Raw genomic sequence first — 20,509 nt, 5'->3', positions numbered from 1 at the left:
ACATCAGTGCGTGGTGGCTGCGCGGTTGCCGGCCTCGTCAGCGCGGGCCGCGCAGGTCATCACTTCTTGAAGAGGTCGTTGATCTGGGTGCCCAGCTCGGCCCAGGCGTCGGCCGGGTTGGCGGCCTTGCCGGAGATGATCGCGACCTGGGTCTTGCCCCAGTTGCCCCAGATGGAGTCCATCTCCTTGAGACCCGGAGCGGCGACCGCGTCCTGGCCCGCGAGGGCGAAGCCCTTCAGGAGCTCGTTGTCGACGGCGGCGGCAGCCTCGGAGGCGACGGGGATACGGCCACCCTCCTTGTAGAGCTTCGTCTGGACGTCACCGCGAGCGATGTAGGAGACGAACGCGTTGGCCGCGACCTTGTTGGTGGACTCGGCGCTGACGTAGATGCCCTGGTAGCCGGCGAACGGACGCGCCGTCTCGCCACCTGCGGACGGGATCGGCAGGACGGAGACGTCCATGCCGGTCTCGGAGAAGCGGCCCTCGCCACCCACGACGTTCCACGGGCCCGTGATGATGTACGGGGTCTCGCCGTTCTTGAACGCGTCGGTCGCAACCTGGCCGTCGATGTCCGCGGACAGCCAGCCCTTCTTGCCCTGCTCGGCGAGCCACTTGGCCCAGGCGTCGCCGCCCGTGCCCGTGATGCCGGCCTCGCCGATGTAGCTGCCGTCGGCGTCGGTCGCGAGGATCGAGATGCCGAAGGACGTCATCAGCGGGTTCAGGTGGTACGCGTCGCCGTCCTTGCCCTGCTGGACGACGAGCGGGTACTTGGCCTTCGTCTCGTCGTTCTGCGCGATGAGCTCGTCGATCGTCGCGGGGGTCTCCTTGACGAGCTCGTTGTTACGGATGAGCGCGATGTTCTCGACCGCGTAGGGAACGCCGTAGAGCTGTCCCTCGGACGAGAAGGCGCTGAGCGAACCGGCCGAGAGGCCGGACGCGTCCTCGAGCTGGATGGGTGCTGCGGCGCCGTTCGCGACGAGCTCGCCGACCCAGTCGTGAGCGCCGACGATCAGGTCGGGGCCCTTGCCGGTCGGGGCCTGCGCCAGGAAGTCGGTCTTCATGTCGGCGTTGGCCTTCTGGACCAGGTTGACCTTGACGCCGAACTCGGCCTCGAAGTCGGACGCGACGCCGGGGAAGTCCTTGATGCGCTCCTCGTCGACCCAGAAGGTCAGCTCACCGGAGAACTTGGGGGCCTCCGACGTCGTCGTGGCCTCCGGCGCCTTGGTGGTGGTCGTCTCGGTGCCGCTGTTCCCGCCGCACGCGGTGAGCGTCAGGCCGAGCCCGACGACCGCGGCCACGAAGGGGATGCTCCGTCGCATCGCATGTCTCCCAAAATGTTGATCCATGCCCACCACGACATCCGTAGCGAGCGCTGATACGACCGACGGTAGTTCGCGACGTCGACCGGATGCAAGCCGTTACGGTAACTTTCACGCAACATTGCAGAGGGGCTAGACTCGAGCGTCGCCCGGGTGGGACAAACGGCTCAACAGGCGGCGCGAACGCTCGCGCGTCAGCGACGACACGTATCTGTCGCGGGCGTCGGATCATGGCAAGGAGGCCTGTTGTCCCGTACATTGCAACCCGTGCGCACCCGTCTATCCGATCTCGCCGTGCAGGCTGGCGTCAGCACCGCGACCGTGTCCCGGGTGCTGAACGGCAAGGCGGGCGTGTCCGGCGAGACACGTCAGGCGGTGCTCGCTGCCCTCGACCTGCTTGGTTACGAGCGACCGGAGAAGCTCAAGAGCCACTCCGCAGGCCTCATCGGCCTCGTCGTGCCCGAGCTCACGAACCCGGTCTTCCCGGCGTTCGCCCAGGTCATCGAGTCGCGCCTATCCGAGCACGGATACACGCCCCTGCTGTGCACCCAGTCCCCCGGCGGCACGACCGAGGACGAGTACATCGAGATGCTGCTCGACCACGGGGTCGCCGGCATCATCTTCGTCTCCGGGCTCCACGCCGACGTCACGGCGTCGCACGAGCGGTACCACCGCCTGCGCGACCGCGGGGTGCACCTCGTGATGATCAACGGCTGGGCCGAGGGGATCGACGCGCCGTTCATCTCGAACGACGACTACAACTCGATGGAGCTGTCGGTCCGCCACCTCGTGTCGCTCGGTCACCGCAAGATCGGCCTCGCGATCGGTCAGGACCGGTACGTCACGGTGCGCCGCAAGGTCGAGGGTTTCACCACGTCGATCGCCCGCCACCTCGGCGAGCACGACGTCGCACCGCACGTCGCGACGTCGCTGTTCTCGGTCGAGGGCGGCCAGGCGGCCGCGGGCGAGCTCATCGACAGCGGTCACACAGGGATCATCTGCGGTTCGGACCTCATGGCTCTGGGTGCCACCAGGGCCGCGCGGAGCCGCGGGCTCAAGATCCCTCGCGACGTCTCGATCGTCGGGTACGACGACTCGCCGCTGATCGCGTTCACGGACCCGCCGCTCACGACGATCCGTCAGCCCGTCACCGCGATGGGTACGGCCGCTGTGACATCCCTGATGTCGCAGATCGCGGGCGACCCGATCCCCCGTTCGGAGATCCTGTTCCACCCGGAGCTCGTCGTGCGCGAGTCCACCGGCGTGGCTCCGACCGCCGACTGACGCTCACGCGCAAGGCCCCGGTGGCTTCCACCGGGGCCTTGCGCGTACTGTTTATCAAATCGATTCGATAGCCTTTGCGGCGCTCACCACGACGACGAAACGAGGCCCCCGTGACGTTCACCCCCGTCACCGCGACCACGATCCACCCCGCACACCCCACGCCCGCCGAGTGGTGGCGCGACGCCGTGATCTACCAGGTGTACCCGCGCTCCTTCGCGGACGCCGACGGTGACGGCATGGGCGACCTCGCGGGCATCACCTCGCGCCTCGACCACCTTGCCGAGCTCGGCGTCGACGCGCTGTGGCTCTCGCCCTTCTACCGGTCACCACAGGCCGACGGCGGGTACGACGTCGCCGACTACCGCGACGTGGACCCGCTCTTCGGGACCCTCGCAGACTTCGACGCGCTCCTCGAGCGCGCCCATGCGCTCGGCCTCCGCGTCGTCATCGACCTCGTCCCCAACCACACCTCGGACCAGCACGTGTGGTTCCAGGCTGCGCTCTCCGCAGGCCCCGGCAGCCCCGAGCGTGCCCGCTACATGTTCCGCGACGGCAAGGCGAACGGCGAGGAACCGCCGAACAACTGGGGCTCCGTCTTCGGCGGGCCCGCCTGGACGCGCGTCGACAAGCACCCCGACGCCGCCCGCCTCGGAGCAACCGACACGCAGTGGTACCTGCACATGTTCGACTCCTCCCAGCCCGACCTCGAGTGGACCAACCCTGAGGTGCGCGCAGAGATGGTCGACATCTTGCGGTTCTGGCTCGACAAGGGCGTCGACGGGTTCCGCGTCGATGTCGCGCACGGCATGGTCAAGCGAGAGGGCCTGCCGGACTGGGACGGCAACACGTCCATGGTCGACGGCTCGACGGGCGAGGCCGCGAACGTCACCGCGCTCACCCCGATGTTCGACCAGCCCGGCGTCCACGAGATCTACCGCGAGTGGAACACGGTCCTCGCCGAGTACGACGGCGACCGCGCACTCTGCGCCGAAGCCTGGGTCGAGCCGCTCTCGGCCCTCGCTCGCTACGTCCGTCCCGACGAGATGCAGCAGGCGTTCAACTTCGCCTACCTGACGACCCCGTGGGACGCCGCGGCGCTCCGCGACGTCGTGACGACGTCGCTCGGCGCCTACGACGAGGTCAGCGCGCCGACGACCTGGGTCCTGTCGAACCATGACGTCGTGCGGCACGCGTCGCGGCTCGCGATCCCCGGCGGCGGACGACCCAACGGCATCCGCGCGCACGAACCGCAGCCGGACGCGGTCGTGGGCCTGCGGCGCGCCCGCGCGGCCACCCTCCAGATGCTCGCGCTGCCCGGCTCCGCGTACCTGTACCAGGGCGAGGAGCTCGGCCTGCCCGAGCACACGACGCTCGACGACTCCCTGCGCCAGGACCCCGCATGGTTCCGCACCGGGCACACCGAGGCGGGCCGCGACGGCTGCCGCGTCCCGATGCCGTGGGCGGGCGACGCGCCGGGGCTCGGCTTCGGCCCGAGCGCCGCGACCTGGCTCCCCCAGCCCGACAGCTACCGCGAGCTCGCTGCTGACCGTCAGCGCGGGGTCGACGGCTCGACCTACGAGCTGTATCGCGCGGCGCTCGCCGAGCGCCGTCGGCTCGGGCTCGGGGCGGGTGACCTCGCGTGGGTCGACGCGTTCGCGGACGACCCGGCGGTCGTCGCCTTCCGCAACGGCGACCTGCTCGTCATGACGAACCTGGGCGGCACGCCCGTCGAGGTGCCCGTCGGGTACAAGGTCCTCGTCGCGAGCGGCCCCGTGGACGACGGCGTGCCCACCGACACGACGGTGTGGGCGCTTCCCGAGAGCGCCTGAGCGCGGCGCCGCGCGTCCGCCGCACACCGGCGGGCGCGCGCACCGCCACCTAGGATCGACGCGTGACCGAAGCCACCCTCGTCGCCGTCTGCCGCGCGCCGCGCCCCGTCCACGTGCCCTCCCTCGGGAGGGAGACCTCGATCGACAAGACCGCGACGGCAGAACCTGTCGCCGTCGGCCTGCTGGGCCTCGAGGGCGACACCCAGGCGGACAAGAAGCACCACGGCGGGCCGGACAAGGCCCTGTACGCGTACGCCGAGCACGAGGCCGAGGAGTGGGCGCGGCGTCTCGGCCGGCCGGTCCCCCCGGGCCTCTTCGGCGAGAACCTCCGGGTCGCGGGCGTCGAGACGTCGGCCGCGATCATCGGTGAGACGTGGCGCATCGGCGACGACGTCGTCGTCGAGGCGACCATGCCCCGCACACCGTGCGCGACCTTCGCCGACCGGATGCGCGAGCCGCGCTGGGTGCGCCGCTTCGGTGAGGCCGGGCTCGTCGGGACGTACCTCCGGGTCCTCCAGCCCGGGACGGTGCGCGCGGGCGACCCGATCGAGCTGGTCTCGCGCCCCGGGCACGGGGTGACCGTCGCGTCGTGGTTCACCGACCCGACGCAGGACTCGGCACGGGCGCTGCTCGACGCCCACGAGTCAGGCGCCGTCCGCCTCGCCGACCACATGGTCGACAAGGTGACGAGGTTTGCCGTCCGCTGACGACTCGCCGAGCCTCGGCGCCCGGGAGCCTAGCCGCCCGAGACGGAGAGCTCGGCCTCGGCCAGCCTGGCCCGGAAGTCGTCGTCGAGCTCACGCGAGTCGAGCCACCCCTCAGGGAGGTGCGGCCTCTTCGGCGTCCCCTGCCGTCCGCGCGTGCCCTCGGCAGCCTCGCCGGGGTACGGCTGGTCCAGGTCGAGCGCGTCGAGCAGCGCGCGCAGCTCCGCGAGCGTCGAGACCATCGCGAGGCCGCGCCGGCTGTCGCCGCCCACCGGGTAGCCCTTGAGGTACCAGGCCATGTGCTTGCGCAGGTCGCGCATGCCCTTGTCCTCGTCACCGAACTCCTCGACCATGAGCTCGCCGTGCCGGTAGATCGTGTCGGCGACCATGCGCAGGCCCGGGCGCACGCGCTCGTCGCGCCCGTCGAACGCCGCGGCAAGATCGGCGAACAGCCACGGCCGCCCCTGGCAGCCGCGCCCGACGACGACACCGTCGCAGCCCGTCTGCTCGACCATCGCGACCGCGTCCTCAGCGCTCCAGATGTCCCCGTTGCCGAGGACCGGGATCGAGGTGACCGTGCGCTTGAGCTCCGCGATCGCGGACCAGTCGGCGTGGCCCGAGTAGTACTCGGCGGCCGTGCGCGCGTGCAGCGCGACCGCAGCGACCCCGAGGCCTTCCGCGATCAGGCCTGCCTCGAGGTAGGTGTGGTGCTCGGCATCGATGCCCTTGCGCATCTTGACGGTCACGGGCACGCCGTAGGGAGCCGCCGCCTCGACGGCGGCCTCGACGATGCGCGTGAACAGCTCCCGCTTCCACGGCAGCGCGGCGCCACCGCCCTTGCGCGTCACCTTGGGCACAGGGCAACCGAAGTTCAGGTCGACGTGGTCTGCGCGCCCCTCCCCCGCGATGATCTTCACCGCAGCGCCCACGGTCGCCGGGTCGACGCCGTACACCTGCGCCGAGCGCACCTTCTCGTCCTCGTCGAACGTGACGATCCGCAAGGACTCCTCGTTGCGCGCGACGAGCGCCCGTGACGTCACCATCTCCGCGACGTAGAGGCCCGCACCGTGCTCGCGGCACAGTCGACGGAACGCGCCGTTCGTGACGCCGGCCATCGGCGCGAGGACGACGGGGGTGTCGATCGAGTGCGGGCCGATCTGCAGCGGCGGGAGGAGCCGCTCGCCGGGGCGGCGTGCGGTCGTCGGGTCGAGGGCGGTGGTGCTCATGGGCTCCATCATCCCATCGCCGGCCGGCTACCTCTCAGCCGGCGGGAACCACGGGATAGCCGCCTCCGTGGCGGACGGTCGCACCAGCCTGGTGCAGGACGGCGACCATCGTGAGCACGACGGGCAGCCCGACCGTGATGAGGCCGACGGACAAGAGCGAGACGAAGAGGTCGAGCGAGCCAGCACCCTGGCCCGAGAAGATCGTCACGACGACCGTCGCGAGGACGACCGGCACGACGATCGCAGCGCTGACGACCGCGCCGGTACGCAGTGCGGAGGGCCGCCGCGCGCACCACAGTGCACCGGCGCCGAGGACCGCAGCCGCAGCACTGACCATGAGCAGCGCGGGCACGGACAGGACCGGTCCGAGCAGGTCCAGCCGTGCCGGTTCGGGGGCCACGGGCTCCACGACGGTGACCGCGGGAGACGGTCGGAACGCCCACTGCACGGCCGCCCAGCCGAGCGCTGCGAGCACGAGAGCCGCGTAGATCGCCACGACCGACACGGGTGCGACGAGCGGCAGGGGCAGGCGTCGGCGTAGCGGACGGGGCGCGGGCCTCGCGCCGACGGGCGATCCGAGGACGGGGACGTGTACCCCAGGAACCAGCATTCCCGCGTCTTGCCCCTGCGCGTTGGTCATGACGTCACCGTAACCGACGTGCGCACGGGCCAGACGGCGCGGCGGGCACGTCGTCCGGGACGTCCGTCATACGGTCTTGTCACGTGTGGCCAGCCGCGCGACGGCCGCCGTTGCCAGGACCGAGCCGGGCAGGCAGAACGCCACGATCGCGCCGCCGAGCACGAGCGCGGCGATCCCCGCCGTGAACACGATGACGACGAGCGAGAAGCCACCGCCCATCACCGGCAGGACCACGAGCCACGCCAGGCTCGAGACGGCGCCCAGACGCCACGGCGACAGCGGTACACCACGTCGCAGGGATCGCTTGAGCATCGTGTGCACGAGCGTCCCGAACACGAGCGCGGCGAGCGCGATGACGAGCACGAGCAACCAAAGCTTCGGGACCGCGATCAGGTCGAACAGCCCAGGCTCGACGGGACGTGCGTCGTCCGGCAGATAGACGACCTCTCTCGGCCTGAGCACGAACGCGAGCGGCAGGCCCGTCGTGACGAGGCCGGCGAGCGCAGCCGCGGGGCCGACCCACCAGGGCAGCGCCGGGCTCTGCGCCGTCCCGGGCAGCGGCGTCGCGTCCACGGCGCGCGGGAGCGACGGTTCCGGGTTCATGCGCGCAGCGTAACGTCCCGTGTTGCTCCGAGAACAACGCCGGAGGCCGGCTGCGTCGCCTGCCGGCCTCCGGTGCGTCGTCCTGCTGGGGTGCTGTCAGGCGCCGATCAGGCGCGCTGCGAGGTAGCCCTCGACCTGGTCGAGCGCGACGCGCTCCTGCTCCATCGAGTCACGGTGCCGGATCGTCACGGCGTGGTCCTCGAGGGTGTCGAAGTCGACGGTGATGCAGAACGGCGTGCCGATCTCGTCCTGGCGACGGTAGCGACGGCCGATCGCGCCGGCGTCGTCGAAGTCGATGTTCCAGGTCTTGCGCAGCTGTGCGGCGAGGTCGCGTGCCTTGGGCGAGAGCTGCTCGTTGCGGGACAGCGGCAGGACCGCGGCCTTGACGGGCGCGAGTCGGGGGTCGAGGCGCAGGACCGTGCGGACGTCGACGCCGCCCTTCGCGTTCGGCGCCTCGTCCTCGGCGTACGCCTCGACGAGGAAGGCCATGAGCGAGCGCGTGAGACCTGCCGCAGGCTCGATCACGTACGGGTAGTAGCGCTCGTTCTTGGCCTGGTCGAAGTAGGACAGGTCCTTGCCTGAGATCTCCGAGTGGGTCTTGAGGTCGAAGTCGGTGCGGTTCGCGATGCCCTCGAGCTCGCCCCACTCGCTGCCCGTGAAGCCGAAGCGGTACTCGATGTCGACCGTCCGCTTGGAGTAGTGGGAGAGCTTCTCCTTGGGGTGCTCGTACAGGCGCAGGTTCTCCGGCGCGATGCCGAGGTCCGTGTACCAGGCCATGCGCGTGTCGATCCAGGTCTGGTGCCACTCCTCGTCCGTGCCGGGCTCGACGAAGAACTCCATCTCCATCTGCTCGAACTCACGTGTGCGGAAGATGAAGTTCCCGGGCGTGATCTCGTTGCGGAAGGACTTGCCGATCTGGCCGATGCCGAACGGGGGCTTCTTGCGGGAGGCGCCCTGGACGTTGGCGAAGTTCACGAAGATGCCCTGGGCGGTCTCGGGGCGCAGGTAGTGCAGCCCTTCCTCGTTGTCGACGGGGCCGAGGTAGGTCTTGAGGAGGCCCGAGAAGTTCTGCGGCTCGGTCCATGCACCCTTGGTGCCGCACGCGGAGCAGACGATGTCGGCGAGGCCGTTCTCGGGGACGCGCCCCTTCTTCTCCTCGAACTCCTCGAGCAGGTGGTCGGCACGGTAGCGCTTGTGGCAGCTCGTGCACTCGACGAGGGGGTCGGTGAAGACGGCGACGTGGCCGGAGGCCTCCCAGACCTTCTTGGGGAGGATGACCGCGGAGTCGATCCCGACGACGTCGTCGCGACCGCGGACCATCGACTGCCACCACTGGCGCTTGATGTTCTCCTTGAGCTCGGCGCCGAGGGGCCCGTAGTCCCAGGCGGAGCGGGAGCCGCCGTAGATCTCACCAGACTGGAAGACGAAGCCCCTGCGCTTGGCGAGGGAGACGACTGCGTCGAGACGCTTGGACGGTGCGGCCACTGAAATCACTCCGTTGACATGGTCGACGCCCGCGCATGGCTTGCGGGGCGGTTGCAAGGTTCCAGGCTACCCGGCCTGCGAGCCCTCATTTTGACAATGGTTCTCATTACCGTTGAGAATGTGGGACGTGACCTTCCGCCCCCGCACCCTCGTGACCGCCGCAGCCGCCCTCGCCTTCGCGCTCGGCACCGCAGGCTGCTCGTCCAACTCGAACGACCCGGACGCCGCCCTCGACGTCCTCACGTCGTTCTACCCGCTCCAGTTCGTCGCCGAGCAGGTCGGAGGTCCCGCCGTCAGCGTCTCCAACCTCACCCCGCCCGGCGGCGAGCCGCACAGCCTCGAGCTCTCGCCCGCGACGCTGCGCACGGTCGGCCAGGCCGACGTCGTCGTCTACCAGTCCGGCTTCCAGGCCGCCGTCGACCAGGCCGTCGCCGACGGCGCGCCGAAGGCCGTGCTCGACGCCGCCCGCTTCGCCGAGCTCGACGCCGACGCGGAGCACGACGACGAGGGCGAGAGCGAGTCGCACGACGGCCACGACCACGGCAGCCTCGACCCGCACTTCTGGCTCGACCCGACCCTCCTCGCCGGGCTCGCCACCGAGGTGGGCGAGACCTTCGCCGCCGCAGACCCGGACGACGCCGCGGGCTACCGTGAGCGCGCCGCCGAGCTCGTCGCGACCCTGACCGCCCTCGACGAGTCGTTCACGACCGGCCTCGCGAGCTGCGACAGCCGCACCTTCGTCACGACGCACGAGGCGTTCGGCTACCTCGCCCACCGGTACGACCTCGAGCAGGTCGGCATCTCGGGCCTCGACCCCGAGACGGAGCCCTCTCCCGCCCGCCTGCGGGAAGTGTCGAAGGTGATCTCCGAGGCTGGTGTGAGCACCGTGTTCTCCGAGTCTGCGGCGACCGCCAAGGTGGCGGAGGTCCTCGCCGACGACCTCGGCATCTCGACCGCCGTCCTCGACCCGCTCGAGTCCCGCACCGACGCCCAGCTCGCCGCCGACGACGACTACCTCGTCGCGATGACCGCGAACCTCACCGCTCTCAAGGAGGCGCTCGGCTGTGCCTGACCAGAATGAGCCGGCCAGCCCGGCGCTCGACGTCCGCGGCCTCGGCGTGCGGCTCGAAGGCTCCCAGATCCTGCACGGCATCGACCTGCGCGTCGAGCGCGGCGAGGTCGTCGCCGTGCTCGGCACCAACGGTTCGGGCAAGTCGACGCTCGTCCGCTCCCTCGTGCGCGCCGTCCCCGTGACGGAGGGCACCGTCAAGATCCTCGGCGCGCCGCTCGGCCCTTCCGCACCCTGGGACCGCGTGGGCTACGTCCCGCAGCGGGTCGGCGCGTCCGCCGGCGTGCCCGCGACGGTCGCCGAGATCGTCGCGTCGGGCCTCCTGACCTCCCGCTCGCTGCGCAAGCCCCGCGACTGGCGCGCCCGCGTCGACGCCGCGCTCACCGAGGTCCGGCTCGCCCACCGCCGGGACCAGGCCGTCACCGAGCTCTCCGGCGGCCAGCAGCAGCGCGTGCTCATCGCTCGCGCCCTCGTCCGCGACCCCGAGCTGCTCATCCTCGACGAGCCCGTCGCCGGCGTCGACCACCCCTCCCAGGAAGCGCTCGCCGCCACGCTGCGCCGCCTCGTCGCTAGCGGTCGCACGATCGTCGTCGTGCTGCACGAGCTCGGCGAGCTCGCCGACCTCATCTCCCGCGCCGTCGTGCTGCGCCACGGCCGCATCGTGCACGACGGCGCACCGCCGCGCGCCGCGCACGGCCACGACGCCGCCGACCACGACCACGTGCACGTCCACGGCGACCCAGAGCCCCGCTCCCTGCCACCCGTCCTGCCCGAGCACCTCTTCAGCGAAGGAGCGTGACATGGAGATCGTCGAGATGCTCCAGACGCCGCTCATGCAGCGCGCGCTCCTCGCCGCCCTGCTCGTGGGCGTCGTGGCCCCCGTCATGGGCACGTACCTCGTCCAGCGCAAGCTCTCGCTCCTCGGCGACGGCATCGGTCACGTCGCCCTCACGGGTGTCGCGCTCGGGTGGCTCGTCGGCGCCGGGCTGGGCCTCACGCAGGACGCCCTCGCGATCCCCGGTGCGGTCCTCACGGCGATCATCGGGGCCATCGGCATCGAGGTCGTGCGGGAACGGGGGCGCACGAGCGGCGACGTCGCGCTCGCCCTCCTGTTCTACGGCGGCATCGCGGGCGGTGTGCTCATCATCGAGCTCGCCGGCGGGCAGAGCTCGAACCTCATGACCTACCTGTTCGGTTCGATCTCCGTCGTCACGACGACGGACCTCGTCCTGACCGCGGTCCTCGCCCTCGTCGTCCTCGGTCTCGGGCTGGGCCTGCGCACCGCGCTCTTCGCCGTCTCGCAGGACGAGGAGTTCGCGCGCGCGTCCGGCCTGCCCGTCCGGTTCCTCAACATCGCGATCGCCGTGATGTCTGCGCTCACCGTGACTGTCGCGATGCGCGTCGTCGGGCTGCTCCTCGTCTCCGCGCTCATGATCGTGCCCGTCGCGATCGCGCAGCTCGTCACGAAGTCCTTCGTCTGGACGATGCGGCTCGCGATCATGACCGGCGTCGTCATCTGCGTCGTCGGGCTCTCCCTGACCTACTGGGTCAACGTGTCGCCGGGTGCGATGATCGTCGTGCTCGCGATCGCCGTGTACGCGGTTGTCGCGGTGGCGAGCCCCCTGCTCGCGCGGCGACGAGGGCACCACGACCCCCACCCGGACGTCACGTCCGACGTCATCCTGGAGGCACCGTGAGACGTATGACGCGGCAGCGCGCCGCCATCTGGGACACGCTCGGCCAGACCGACGAGTTCCGCTCCGCCCAGCAGCTGCACGACGCGCTCGGCGAGCGCGGCGAGAGCATCGGCCTCGCGACCGTCTACCGGGCGCTGCAGGCGCTCGCCGAGAGCGAGGACGTCGACGTCCTGCGGACAGCCGACGGCGAGAACCTGTTCCGCCGGTGCGCCCGGCGCGAGCACCATCACCACCTCGTGTGCCGCTCGTGCGGGCGCACCGTCGAGATCGACGGGCCGACCGTCGAGGCCTGGGCCGCGCTCGTGGGCGACTCCCACGGTTTCCGGGACATCGAGCACACGATCGAGCTGTTCGGGACCTGCGAGACCTGCGCCCAGGCATGACGCTCCCCGCCGCCGTCACGGCCGGGCTCCTGCCCGACGCCCACACGAGCCCCTTCTGGGTGCTGTTCGTGACATTCGGCGGCATCGCATTCATCCGCAACCAGGCGTTCTACTGGATCGCGCGCAGCATCACGACGCGCGCGCTCACCCAGACGGCCGACCGACCGACGCGCTTCCCACGCTTCCGCGGCTGGATCGAGGGCGGCGGCACGGACCGCGGCGTCGCCGCGATCCACCGGTGGGGCGTCGCGATCGTGCCGGCGAGCTATCTGCTCCCCGGCACCAAGACGGTCGTCAACACGGCCGCAGGCGTCACCCGGATGCCGTTCGCCCGCTACCTCCCGGCGATGATCCTCGGCTGCGCGGCGCACGGTGTCATCTACGCGACGATCGGCTGGGCTGCCTGGACGTCGCTCGTCGCCGCGTTCGCCGGCTCACCCTGGGGGCTCGCCGCGCTCCTCGCCCTCACGGCGATCGTCGTCGCGCACGTCGTCCGACGCCGTGCACGACGACGCGCGGCTCAGGCCGGCTCGACGGGCGCGTCGACCGCCGCACCGTAGCGACGGTCCCGCCGCGCGTACTCCTCGACCGCGCGCCACAGCGTGCGACGGTCGAAGTCCGGCCAGGGCTCCGGGAAGAACACGAGCTCGGCATAAGCCGATTGCCACAGCATGAAGTTCGACGTCCGCTGCTCGCCCGAGCTCCGGAGGAACAGGTCGACGTCGGGCAGGTCAGGCTCGTCGAGGAACCGCTGCACGGTGCGCTCCGTGATCCGCTCCGGGTCGAGACGCCCCGCTGCGACCTCGCGGCCGATCGCCTTCGCCGCGTCCGCGATCTCGGCGCGCCCGCCGTAGTTGACACACATCGTCAGCGTGCACACGTCGTTGCCCAGGGTGCGACGCTCAGCCTCTTCGAGCTCCTTGATGACCGAGCGCCACAGCCGGGGGCGACGGCCCGACCACCGCACCCGGACGCCCCACTCGTCGAGCGTGTCCCGTTGACGGCGCAGGACGTCGCGCGAGAAGCCCATGAGGAAGCGCACCTCCTCGGGGGACCGCTTCCAGTTCTCGGTCGAGAAGGCGTACGCCGACACGTGCTTGACCCCGATGTCGATCGCACCCGCGACGACGTCGAGGAGCGCAGCCTCGCCGGCGGCGTGGCCAGCCGTGCGCGGAAGACCGCGCGCGTTGGCCCACCGGCCGTTGCCGTCCATGACGACGGCGACGTGCTGCGGCACGAGCTCGGGCGGTACCGACGGCGCGACCTCACCCGAGGGGTGCGGTGGCGGCGGCACCGGCTGGCGCGTGCCGGCGGGGCGGGCAGACGAGGACCTGGCCATCTAGCGGGCCTCCACGGGTCGGTGGGCGGGAGCTGTGGGTGCCGAGCGGTCGCGGTCGTCGCGGTCGACCATGCGCAGGGAGCGCAGCGTCCGCTCGAGGTGGAACTGGCTGTACGCGGCGACCAGACCGCTCGCCTCGCGACGGTGCCGTTCCTCGGCGAGCACGGCGTTCGCCCAGTCGCCCGCGAGCAGCGCAGCGAGGAGCGCGAACGTCTCGGGAGCCGGCGCGGTCGACCCGGGCGGGCGGCACCGGCTGCACACGGCCCCGCCGGAGGCGACCGAGAACGCGTGGTGAGGTCCAGGCGTGCCGCACAGCGCACACTCGGTGAAGCTCGGCGCCCAGCCGCCGACGGCGAGGGCGCGCAAGAGGTACGAGTCGAGGACCAGACCCGGGTCCTGGCGTCGCTCCGCGAGCGAGCGCACGGCCCCGACGAGCAGCCAGAACTGCTGGAGGGACGGCTCCCGCTCGTCGGCGACGAGCCTGTCCGCAGTCTCGAGCATGACGGTGCCAGCCGTGTACAGCGCATAGTCCTCGCACACGGGACGTGCGAAAGCGCCGAGCGTGTCGGCCTGCGTCACGACGTCGAGCGACCGGCCGACATGGAGCTGGAGGTCGACGTACATGAAAGGTTCGAGGCGTGCGCCGAAGCGTGACGACGTCCTGCGCACGCCCTTGCCCACAGCGCGCACCTTCCCGTGCTCACGCGTCAGGAGCGTGACGATGCGGTCCGCCTCGCCCAGCTTCTGGGCGCGCAGGACGATCGCTTCGTCTCGGTACAGGGGCACCTGACCATTGTCCGCCATCCCTCTGCCACGAGCCGTCAGGAGCTCGTGCGCGCCGCGCACCTTCGCAGGTCCTCCCCGCGCACGACACCGGCCGGCCCCCTGTTGCGGGGACCGGCCGGCATCGACAGGCTGCGTCAGGCGCGACCCTTGCGGTTGATCGCGGAGATGATCGCCTTGAGCGACGCCGTCGTGATCGACGGGTCGATTCCGACACCCCAGAGGACCTCGCCGTCGACCTCGCACTCGACATAGGCCGCGGCGGTCGCGTCGCCGCCCTCGGACAGCGCGTGCTCCGCATAGTCGAGGACCTTGACGTTGACGTCCACCTTGCTGAGCGCGTCGACGAAGGCGGCGATGGGGCCGTTGCCCGCGCCCTCGAGCGTGACCGCGCGGCCACGGTCGACGAGGTCGGCCTCGATCGTGTCGGTCCCACCCTCGACGCTCGCGGCGCGCGTACCGCGCAGCGAGAAGCGTCCCCACGGCTCGAGCGGGCCGCCGGGCTCGGCCGGGAGGTACTCGTCGGCGAAGATCTGCCAGATGTCGTCGCCGCTGACCTCACGGCCCTCGCCGTCGGTCACACCCTGGACGACGCGCGAGAACTCGATCTGCAGACGACGCGGCAGGTCGAGGTGGCGCTCCGACTTGAGCAGGTAGGCGATGCCTCCCTTGCCGGACTGCGAGTTGACGCGGATGACCGCCTCGTAGGAGCGGCCGACATCCTTGGGGTCGATCGGCAGGTAGGGCACGGCCCAGACGAGGTCGTCGATCGTCCGCCCTTCGGCTGCGGCGCGCTGCTCGAGCGCCTCGAGGCCCTTCTTGATCGCGTCCTGGTGCGAGCCCGAGAACGCGGTGAACACGAGGTCGCCCGCATACGGGTGGCGCTCGTGGACGTCGATCTGGTTGCAGTACTCGACAGTACGGCGGATCTCGTCGATGTCGGAGAAGTCGACCTCGGGGTCGATGCCCTGCGAGAACAGGTTCATGCCGAGGGTGACCAGGTCGACGTTCCCGGTGCGCTCGCCGTTGCCGAAGAGGCAGCCCTCGATGCGATCGGCACCGGCCTGGTAGCCGAGCTCGGCGGCGGCGACGGCGGTGCCGCGGTCGTTGTGCGGGTGCAGCGAGAGGATGACGTTCTCCCGCTGCGCGAGGTTGCGGTTCATCCACTCGATCGAGTCGGCATACACGTTGGGCGTGGCCATCTCGACGGTCGCCGGGAGGTTGATGATGACCTTGCGCTCGGGCGTCGGTTCGAAGACCTCGATGACGGCGTTGCAGATGCGCGCGGCGAACTCGAGCTTGGTCCCGGTGTAGGACTCGGGCGAGTACTCGTAGAAGACGGTCGTACCGGGGACCGTGTCCTCGTACTTCTTGCAGAGCTTGGCGCCGTCGACCGCGACGTCGATGATCCCTTCCTCGTCGAGGCGGAACACGACCTCCCGCTGGAGGATCGACGTCGAGTTGTACAGGTGCACGATCGCCTGCTTGGCGCCCGCGATCGCCTCGTAGGTGCGGGCGATGAGGTGCTCACGCGCTTGCGTGAGGACCTGGATGACGACGTCGTCCGGGATCAGGTCTTCCTCGATGAGCATCCGCACGAAGTCGTAGTCCGTCTGGGACGCAGACGGGAACCCGACCTCGATCTCCTTGTAGCCCATGTCGACGAGCAGCTGGAACATCTTGAGCTTGCGCTCGGGGTTCATCGGCTCGATGAGCGCCTGGTTGCCGTCGCGGAGGTCGACGGCGCACCAGCGGGGTGCCTGGGTGATCGCGCGGTCCGGCCAGGTGCGGTCAGGGACGTGCACCGCGATCTGCTGCTGGAATGGGACGTACTTCTGGGTCGGCATCCCGGAGGGGTTCTGCGGGCCTCCGGGGAAGATCTGCTTCGTCATCTCTGAGTGTCCTTCGTACTGGTGCTGCTCGATGCGTCTGAGACGTCCGGTCGGCACCACGACCACCGCGACGAGGTTCCGACCGTTTCAGGCCTCGTCGCGGCAGGGAAGGAGCAGCAGGCGCTGCGCAGCCGAGCACATGTGTGTCACTGTACCCCTCTGCGCAGCGCCTGCTTCGTCTCGTTCACGAGACGAAGAGCTGTCGATCGTCGAGACGCGCCCTACTGGCCTTCGCCGCCGAAGGCGTCAGCGATCTCTTCCTCGCTGAGGTTCTCGCCGAACAGGTCGGCGATCTCCTCGTCAGTGAGGGGGGCCTCGCTCGTGCCGTCTGCGCTGTCACCCAGGACGTCGTCGCCCTGCGGGAGGTCGCTCAGCCCAGAGCCGTCGGTCAAGCCCTCGAGGCCGGTACCGTCCTCGTAGCCGTAGCTCGTCCCCGGCAGACCGCCGAGCGAGCCGAGCATCGCGAAGCCGGGCTGCTCCTGGATGTAGGCCATGAGAGCGGTGGTCTGCTCCTCGATCCATGCCTGGTCGTCGAGCTTGCCCTCCTTCTGGAGCTTCATCATCGCGTTGCCCATCGCCGTCGACGAGTCGACGAGCGACGAGATGGGGCTCAGGAACCACGAGCCCCCCTCGGACAGTGCGACCAGGCTGGCGTCCTGCATGCCCATCTCCTTGATGAGCGGCGCCTTGTCGACGCAGATCTCGCCCGAGCCCATCCCAGACACGTCGAGCGTCACGCAGGTCGGGTCAAGGGTGACGTTCGCGGTCTGGCCCTGGTCGCTGTAGGAGATCTTGAACCCGTCGAACACGACCTTGGCGACAGCGCCGTCCTTGGACCGCTCCGCGAAGCCGTTCTCGATCGTGAGACCCGCGAGGTCGGTGCCGTCGTGCTTCGGGAGGTACAGGGCGGCGAGGCGGCGCTCTGCGAGCGGGAGAGCGACCGCGAGGTCCTGCGGGTCGCCGCTCTTCACGTAGGTGAGCGTCGCGTCCACGAGTCCCGAGGCCGCAGCCGTGGGCGAGTCGAAGCCCTTGACGGCCGAGGCCGCCGGGAGGGTGCCACGCGTCCCGCCTGCGCTCTCGAGCGCGTACTCGGCGAGAGTGAGGTACGGGCTGACGTACCAGGAGCCCTCCTCCTCGACCGCGACGACGTACGCCTTCTGGCCGTCGAGGTCGGCGATGTCACCCTTCGCGGGCATCGACTCGTCGAGGTCCGCCTTGATGTCCGCCTTCGTCTCCTCCTTGTCGGGGAGCTCGAGCGGGAAGGAGCCCGACATGCTGCTGCCGAGCGCACTCGACGAGACCTCGTAGACGAGATCCGCGACCTCGGTCGCGATCTTGTCCGTGTCGCCGTCGAGCGAGAATGAGCCGGCGTCGAGGTAGACCTTGGCGACACCCTCCGCGATCGACTCGGAGCGCACCTCGAGCCCGGTCACGTCGAGCGTGACCGCGTCGAGGACCGCCTGGTAGCTGTCCAGCGCCGACTGGTACTCGTCGTTGCCCTCGGCGTTCTCGACGAACGAGTCGTACTGCGCCTTGATGTGGCTGACCTCGGCAGGTGACAACGAGCCGTACATCGCGAGGATGTCCTTGTCGGTCGCGCTCTCGACCAGCTTGGTGACGGCTGCCTCCGGCGAGTCCGAGCCACCGATCTTGTCGAAGATCAGCGTCTTGGCCGCCCAGGCGCCGCCGCCGAGCACGAGGACACCGGCAGCGACGGCGCCGCCGACGACGAGACCACGGCGTGACCGTCGCTCGGGCGCACCCGAGTCATAGCTGACGACGCCTGGCCCGCCCGCGCCGGTGTAGCCGGCAGCCTGGCCCTGCCACGCCGCCGCTCCCGGCTGAGGCTGAGGTGCCGACCATCCCTGCACGGCAGGTTGTGCCTGAGCGCTCCAGGCCTGCTCGGCGCCAGGCTGCTGCTGCGGGGCCCAGCCCGGGGTGCCCGCGGCCGGTGCTCCGGCCGCAGCGGCCGCGGGGGCCGACGTGCGCGCGGCGATCGCAGCGTCGACCTGGGGGTCGCCGAACGCACCGAGCCACGTGAGCAGCTCCGGGTAGGCCGACGGGTTCGCGGCGATCGTCGCGCGAAGGTCCGGACGCTCGTAGGCGATGCGGGCAAGCGTCTCGCCCGGAGTCCGCGGGTCCGCGGCCTGCTGCTGGATCTGGTCGGTCATGCTGTGTTCTCCCCTGTCATGCGGACACGCTCGTCCGGCTCACCGTCTCGTCAGCCGTGCCCATGCTCCCACAGGGGGCGCCCGGAAGGCGCCCCCTGTGGGAGGTTTCTGAGTCAGTTCACCCGAGCGGCGAGAGCCGCGTCGACCTCAGGGTCGCCCAGCTGCCCGAGCCACTCGAGGAGTGCCGGGTAGGTGGTCGGGTTCGACGCGACCGCAGCCCTCAGGGTCGGGGCGTCCTGGACGATCTGGGCGAGCGTCGCTGCAGGAGTCGACGGGTCGGCCGCCTGGGCCCACGTGAACCCGCCCTCCTCCCGACCGGCCTGGTCGATCGGGTCGCTCAGCGCGACCTTCTCGGTCGGAGAGACGATCTCGTGCGCCTCAGGAGCGCCGATGTCCGTCGACGTCGCGGCGGGGAGGACTGTCGTCGTCTCCTGTGCCGAGGGCACCTCGGCGGGCACCGCAGGCGCCGGCGACTCGACGGGCACCATGCCGTAGCCGCTCGAGTCGGGCGCGAGGGCCGGGGCGGTCGGGGACGGCTGCGCGGGGGCGGGTGCGCCCTGAGGCGCTGGCGGGTAGCCGACCTCGTGCCCGCTCACGGCGGACGGGTACGACGCCTGGGCAGGAGCCGGGCGAGCCGCCTGCGGTCGCTCGGGGCGCGGCGTCCAGCGGTACGCGGCCGAGCCGTCCCCCGGCCGGGGCGTCCGCGGGTTCGCCGCGAGGTACTCACGGACCGGGTCCGGGACCGTCAGTGCGAGGATCACCGCGGCCGGCAGGACGAGCGCGATGGCGAGCCTGATGACCAGGAACGGCAGGAAGACGCGCAGCGGACCGCCGGTCATGCCGAGCAGCACGCACCCGGTGACGAGCGAGGCACCCATCAGCACGAGGACCGTGCCTCGCGAGTCCGCGGGGCTCTTGCGCCCCACGGTCGACAGCGCACCGAGGGCGAGGCCGGCGATCAGCAGGAGGACGACCGCCGCCGGGACGAGATCGGCGACACGGCTCCCGGTGATCCAGATCTGCAGCACGCTCGCCACCGCGAGGACGACCGCGAGGAGCGCCTGCAGCAGGAGCGTCACGCGGACGGACTCGAACCAGGCGACCGCGACGTTCTGCGTCGCCCTGCGACGCACTGCGGGGCTGGCCGCCAGGACGGCGACCGCGGGAAGGAGGAACAGCCCGAACCCGTTCGGCAAGAAGAGGACGTCCCGCAGCGGGTGGAGGGTCTCGACGAGCGACCGGACCTGGTCGCCGTCCGTCACGAACAGGACCAGCACGTGCGCGACGGCGAGAGCGACGAGCGCGCGCGACCAGGCGATCGTCCGACCGAGGGCGGCGGCAAGGACAGGAGCGAGCAGCGCCAGGGCGACCAGCGTCGTCGCCACCAGGGCGATGACGACGCTCGTACGGTTGCCCGACGACGTGCGCGACGAGATCTCGACGACGTACAGGACGATCCATGCGAGCAGGCCGATCCCCGAGACGGCGGCGACGAGCGCGGCGACGCGCGACCACGTCGACGTCGCGGCGCGGTCCTGCTCGACGGGGCCGAGCTCGCTCGCTCGCGGGGTCGCTGCGAGGAGCGCACCCGCGAGCCCGAGGGCGGCAGCTGCGCCGACCCCTTCGAGGCGCGACCGCACAGCGGCGTCGAGAACGACCTGCGCCACGACCGCAAGGATGTACGGAAGGTTGAGCAGGACGCGCGCGCGACGCGTCGTGTGCACCGTCCACGACGCCGGCAGCGCCCCGAAGCGCGCGAGGTACGGCAGCGCGAGCGACACGACCGACAGAAGCGTCGGTGCGAGCACCCACGCGACGCCCGCCGCGCTCTCGCCCGCACCGTTCCAGACGAGCTGGAGCGACACGAGGAGCAGCAGGGCGCTCACGATGTCACGCACATAGTCGGAGTCGGGGACGCCCGCGAACGGCTTCGCCGGGGCCTGGGCCTCCGTCAGGTCGATCACGTCCGTGGCTGCCGCGGGCGGCGGATAGCCGTGCTGGTCCGGTGTCGGAGTGTCGTGCTGCTCGCTCATGAGGCTTCTTTCTCTCGAACCTGGAGCCCGCCGCCTGCGTACGACGACGACT

Annotated in this window: 18 protein-coding genes; 8 read left to right on the top strand and 10 right to left on the bottom strand. The window is 70.8% G+C overall.

Annotated elements, in window-relative coordinates; genetic code table 11:
• Window positions 1-59: 59 nt before the first annotated feature.
• Window positions 60-1,319 (bottom strand): sugar ABC transporter substrate-binding protein, encoded by a 1,260-nt coding sequence (locus AC4F3Q_RS11890; protein WP_491040147.1) that lies wholly within the window; start codon window positions 1,317-1,319, stop codon window positions 60-62.
• A gap of 267 nt (window positions 1,320-1,586) precedes the next feature.
• Here AC4F3Q_RS11890 and AC4F3Q_RS11885 point away from each other — a divergent pair, with 267 nt between their 5' ends.
• The 3 genes from AC4F3Q_RS11885 to AC4F3Q_RS11875 all read left to right on the top strand — a co-directional run bounded on the left by AC4F3Q_RS11885 (window position 1,587) and on the right by AC4F3Q_RS11875 (window position 5,139).
• Window positions 1,587-2,603 (top strand): LacI family DNA-binding transcriptional regulator, encoded by a 1,017-nt coding sequence (locus tag AC4F3Q_RS11885; protein ID WP_491040146.1) that lies wholly within the window; start codon window positions 1,587-1,589, stop codon window positions 2,601-2,603.
• A gap of 110 nt (window positions 2,604-2,713) precedes the next feature.
• A complete protein-coding gene (locus AC4F3Q_RS11880) occupies window positions 2,714-4,432 on the top strand; it encodes a glycoside hydrolase family 13 protein (protein ID WP_491040145.1) in 1,719 nt (572 codons plus the stop codon).
• Between the two features lie 62 nt (window positions 4,433-4,494).
• On the top strand, window positions 4,495-5,139 hold the full coding sequence (locus tag AC4F3Q_RS11875) for an MOSC domain-containing protein (RefSeq protein ID WP_491040144.1): 645 nt from the start codon (window positions 4,495-4,497) through the stop codon (window positions 5,137-5,139).
• 29 nt (window positions 5,140-5,168) lie between these two features.
• Here the strand turns inward: AC4F3Q_RS11875 and dusB are convergent, their stop codons facing one another.
• The 4 genes from dusB to AC4F3Q_RS11855 form a co-directional block, all read right to left on the bottom strand.
• On the bottom strand, window positions 5,169-6,362 hold the full coding sequence (gene dusB, locus AC4F3Q_RS11870; RefSeq protein ID WP_491040143.1) for a tRNA dihydrouridine synthase DusB: 1,194 nt from the start codon (window positions 6,360-6,362) through the stop codon (window positions 5,169-5,171).
• A gap of 34 nt (window positions 6,363-6,396) precedes the next feature.
• Window positions 6,397-7,002 carry a hypothetical protein gene (locus AC4F3Q_RS11865; protein ID WP_491040142.1) on the bottom strand — a complete coding sequence of 202 codons (606 nt, stop codon included), beginning with the start codon at window positions 7,000-7,002 and terminating at the stop codon, window positions 6,397-6,399.
• A 66-nt stretch (window positions 7,003-7,068) separates the two neighbouring features.
• On the bottom strand, window positions 7,069-7,605 hold the full coding sequence (locus AC4F3Q_RS11860) for a hypothetical protein (protein WP_491040141.1): 537 nt from the start codon (window positions 7,603-7,605) through the stop codon (window positions 7,069-7,071).
• Between the two features lie 96 nt (window positions 7,606-7,701).
• Window positions 7,702-9,090, bottom strand: coding sequence for a glycine--tRNA ligase (locus tag AC4F3Q_RS11855; RefSeq protein WP_168447167.1), 1,389 nt, complete (start codon window positions 9,088-9,090; stop codon window positions 7,702-7,704).
• A 118-nt stretch (window positions 9,091-9,208) separates the two neighbouring features.
• Between AC4F3Q_RS11855 and AC4F3Q_RS11850 the strand changes: the two genes are divergently transcribed.
• From AC4F3Q_RS11850 to AC4F3Q_RS11830, 5 genes are read left to right on the top strand one after another with little or no spacing between them, the layout of a single operon-like run.
• Window positions 9,209-10,162 carry a metal ABC transporter substrate-binding protein gene (locus AC4F3Q_RS11850; RefSeq protein ID WP_491040140.1) on the top strand — a complete coding sequence of 318 codons (954 nt, stop codon included), beginning with the start codon at window positions 9,209-9,211 and terminating at the stop codon, window positions 10,160-10,162.
• Window positions 10,155-10,958, top strand: coding sequence for a metal ABC transporter ATP-binding protein (locus AC4F3Q_RS11845; RefSeq protein WP_491040139.1), 804 nt, complete (start codon window positions 10,155-10,157; stop codon window positions 10,956-10,958). The genes AC4F3Q_RS11850 and AC4F3Q_RS11845 overlap by 8 nt, the downstream gene beginning before the upstream one ends.
• Window position 10,959: 1 nt before the next feature.
• Window positions 10,960-11,856 carry a metal ABC transporter permease gene (locus tag AC4F3Q_RS11840; RefSeq protein WP_491040138.1) on the top strand — a complete coding sequence of 299 codons (897 nt, stop codon included), beginning with the start codon at window positions 10,960-10,962 and terminating at the stop codon, window positions 11,854-11,856.
• Window positions 11,857-11,861: 5 nt separating this feature from the next.
• The gene (locus AC4F3Q_RS11835) at window positions 11,862-12,239 is read left to right on the top strand and encodes a Fur family transcriptional regulator (RefSeq protein WP_491040137.1); all 378 of its coding nucleotides are present in this window, start codon (window positions 11,862-11,864) and stop codon (window positions 12,237-12,239) included.
• On the top strand, window positions 12,236-12,799 hold the full coding sequence (locus AC4F3Q_RS11830) for a DedA family protein (protein WP_286189392.1): 564 nt from the start codon (window positions 12,236-12,238) through the stop codon (window positions 12,797-12,799). Before AC4F3Q_RS11835 ends, AC4F3Q_RS11830 begins: the two co-directional genes overlap by 4 nt.
• Here AC4F3Q_RS11830 and AC4F3Q_RS11825 read toward each other — a convergent pair.
• The 5 genes from AC4F3Q_RS11825 to AC4F3Q_RS11805 form a co-directional block, all read right to left on the bottom strand.
• Entirely contained in the window at window positions 12,760-13,578 is an 819-nt protein-coding gene (locus AC4F3Q_RS11825) for an isoprenyl transferase (RefSeq protein WP_168447162.1), read from the bottom strand. The two genes, AC4F3Q_RS11830 and AC4F3Q_RS11825, sit on opposite strands and share 40 nt — an antisense overlap.
• Window positions 13,579-14,364 (bottom strand): DNA repair protein RecO, encoded by a 786-nt coding sequence (gene recO, locus AC4F3Q_RS11820; protein WP_491040136.1) that lies wholly within the window; start codon window positions 14,362-14,364, stop codon window positions 13,579-13,581.
• A 134-nt stretch (window positions 14,365-14,498) separates the two neighbouring features.
• Window positions 14,499-16,253, bottom strand: a complete 1,755-nt coding sequence (gene leuA, locus AC4F3Q_RS11815; RefSeq protein ID WP_491040135.1) for a 2-isopropylmalate synthase — start codon at window positions 16,251-16,253, stop codon at window positions 14,499-14,501.
• Window positions 16,254-16,474: 221 nt separating this feature from the next.
• Complete coding sequence (locus AC4F3Q_RS11810; protein ID WP_491040134.1) at window positions 16,475-18,424, bottom strand: variant leucine-rich repeat-containing protein; 1,950 nt, start codon at window positions 18,422-18,424, stop codon at window positions 16,475-16,477.
• Window positions 18,425-18,537: 113 nt separating this feature from the next.
• A complete protein-coding gene (locus AC4F3Q_RS11805) occupies window positions 18,538-20,457 on the bottom strand; it encodes a DUF7937 domain-containing protein (protein WP_491040133.1) in 1,920 nt (639 codons plus the stop codon).
• Window positions 20,458-20,509: the final 52 nt, after the last annotated feature.

This window comes from Flavimobilis sp. BM9, assembly GCF_058313055.1.
The sequence above is the reverse complement of the archived record's forward strand: the minus strand, read 5'-3'. Positions and strand labels throughout refer to the sequence as shown.

What these genes read in the sequence shown, in the direction of transcription:
- AC4F3Q_RS11840 (WP_491040138.1), top strand. Translation starts at nt 10,960, where the DNA reads ATGGAGATCGTCGAGATGCTCCAGACGCCGCTCATGCAGCGCGCGCTC.
- AC4F3Q_RS11890 (WP_491040147.1), bottom strand. Translation starts at nt 1,319, where the DNA reads ATGCGACGGAGCATCCCCTTCGTGGCCGCGGTCGTCGGGCTCGGCCTG.
- leuA (WP_491040135.1), bottom strand. Translation starts at nt 16,253, where the DNA reads ATGACGAAGCAGATCTTCCCCGGAGGCCCGCAGAACCCCTCCGGGATG.
- AC4F3Q_RS11825 (WP_168447162.1), bottom strand. Translation starts at nt 13,578, where the DNA reads ATGGCCAGGTCCTCGTCTGCCCGCCCCGCCGGCACGCGCCAGCCGGTG.
- AC4F3Q_RS11805 (WP_491040133.1), bottom strand. Translation starts at nt 20,457, where the DNA reads ATGAGCGAGCAGCACGACACTCCGACACCGGACCAGCACGGCTATCCG.
- dusB (WP_491040143.1), bottom strand. Translation starts at nt 6,362, where the DNA reads ATGAGCACCACCGCCCTCGACCCGACGACCGCACGCCGCCCCGGCGAG.
- AC4F3Q_RS11865 (WP_491040142.1), bottom strand. Translation starts at nt 7,002, where the DNA reads ATGACCAACGCGCAGGGGCAAGACGCGGGAATGCTGGTTCCTGGGGTA.
- AC4F3Q_RS11850 (WP_491040140.1), top strand. Translation starts at nt 9,209, where the DNA reads ATGTGGGACGTGACCTTCCGCCCCCGCACCCTCGTGACCGCCGCAGCC.
- AC4F3Q_RS11835 (WP_491040137.1), top strand. Translation starts at nt 11,862, where the DNA reads ATGACGCGGCAGCGCGCCGCCATCTGGGACACGCTCGGCCAGACCGAC.
- AC4F3Q_RS11860 (WP_491040141.1), bottom strand. Translation starts at nt 7,605, where the DNA reads ATGAACCCGGAACCGTCGCTCCCGCGCGCCGTGGACGCGACGCCGCTG.
- AC4F3Q_RS11810 (WP_491040134.1), bottom strand. Translation starts at nt 18,424, where the DNA reads ATGACCGACCAGATCCAGCAGCAGGCCGCGGACCCGCGGACTCCGGGC.
- AC4F3Q_RS11830 (WP_286189392.1), top strand. Translation starts at nt 12,236, where the DNA reads ATGACGCTCCCCGCCGCCGTCACGGCCGGGCTCCTGCCCGACGCCCAC.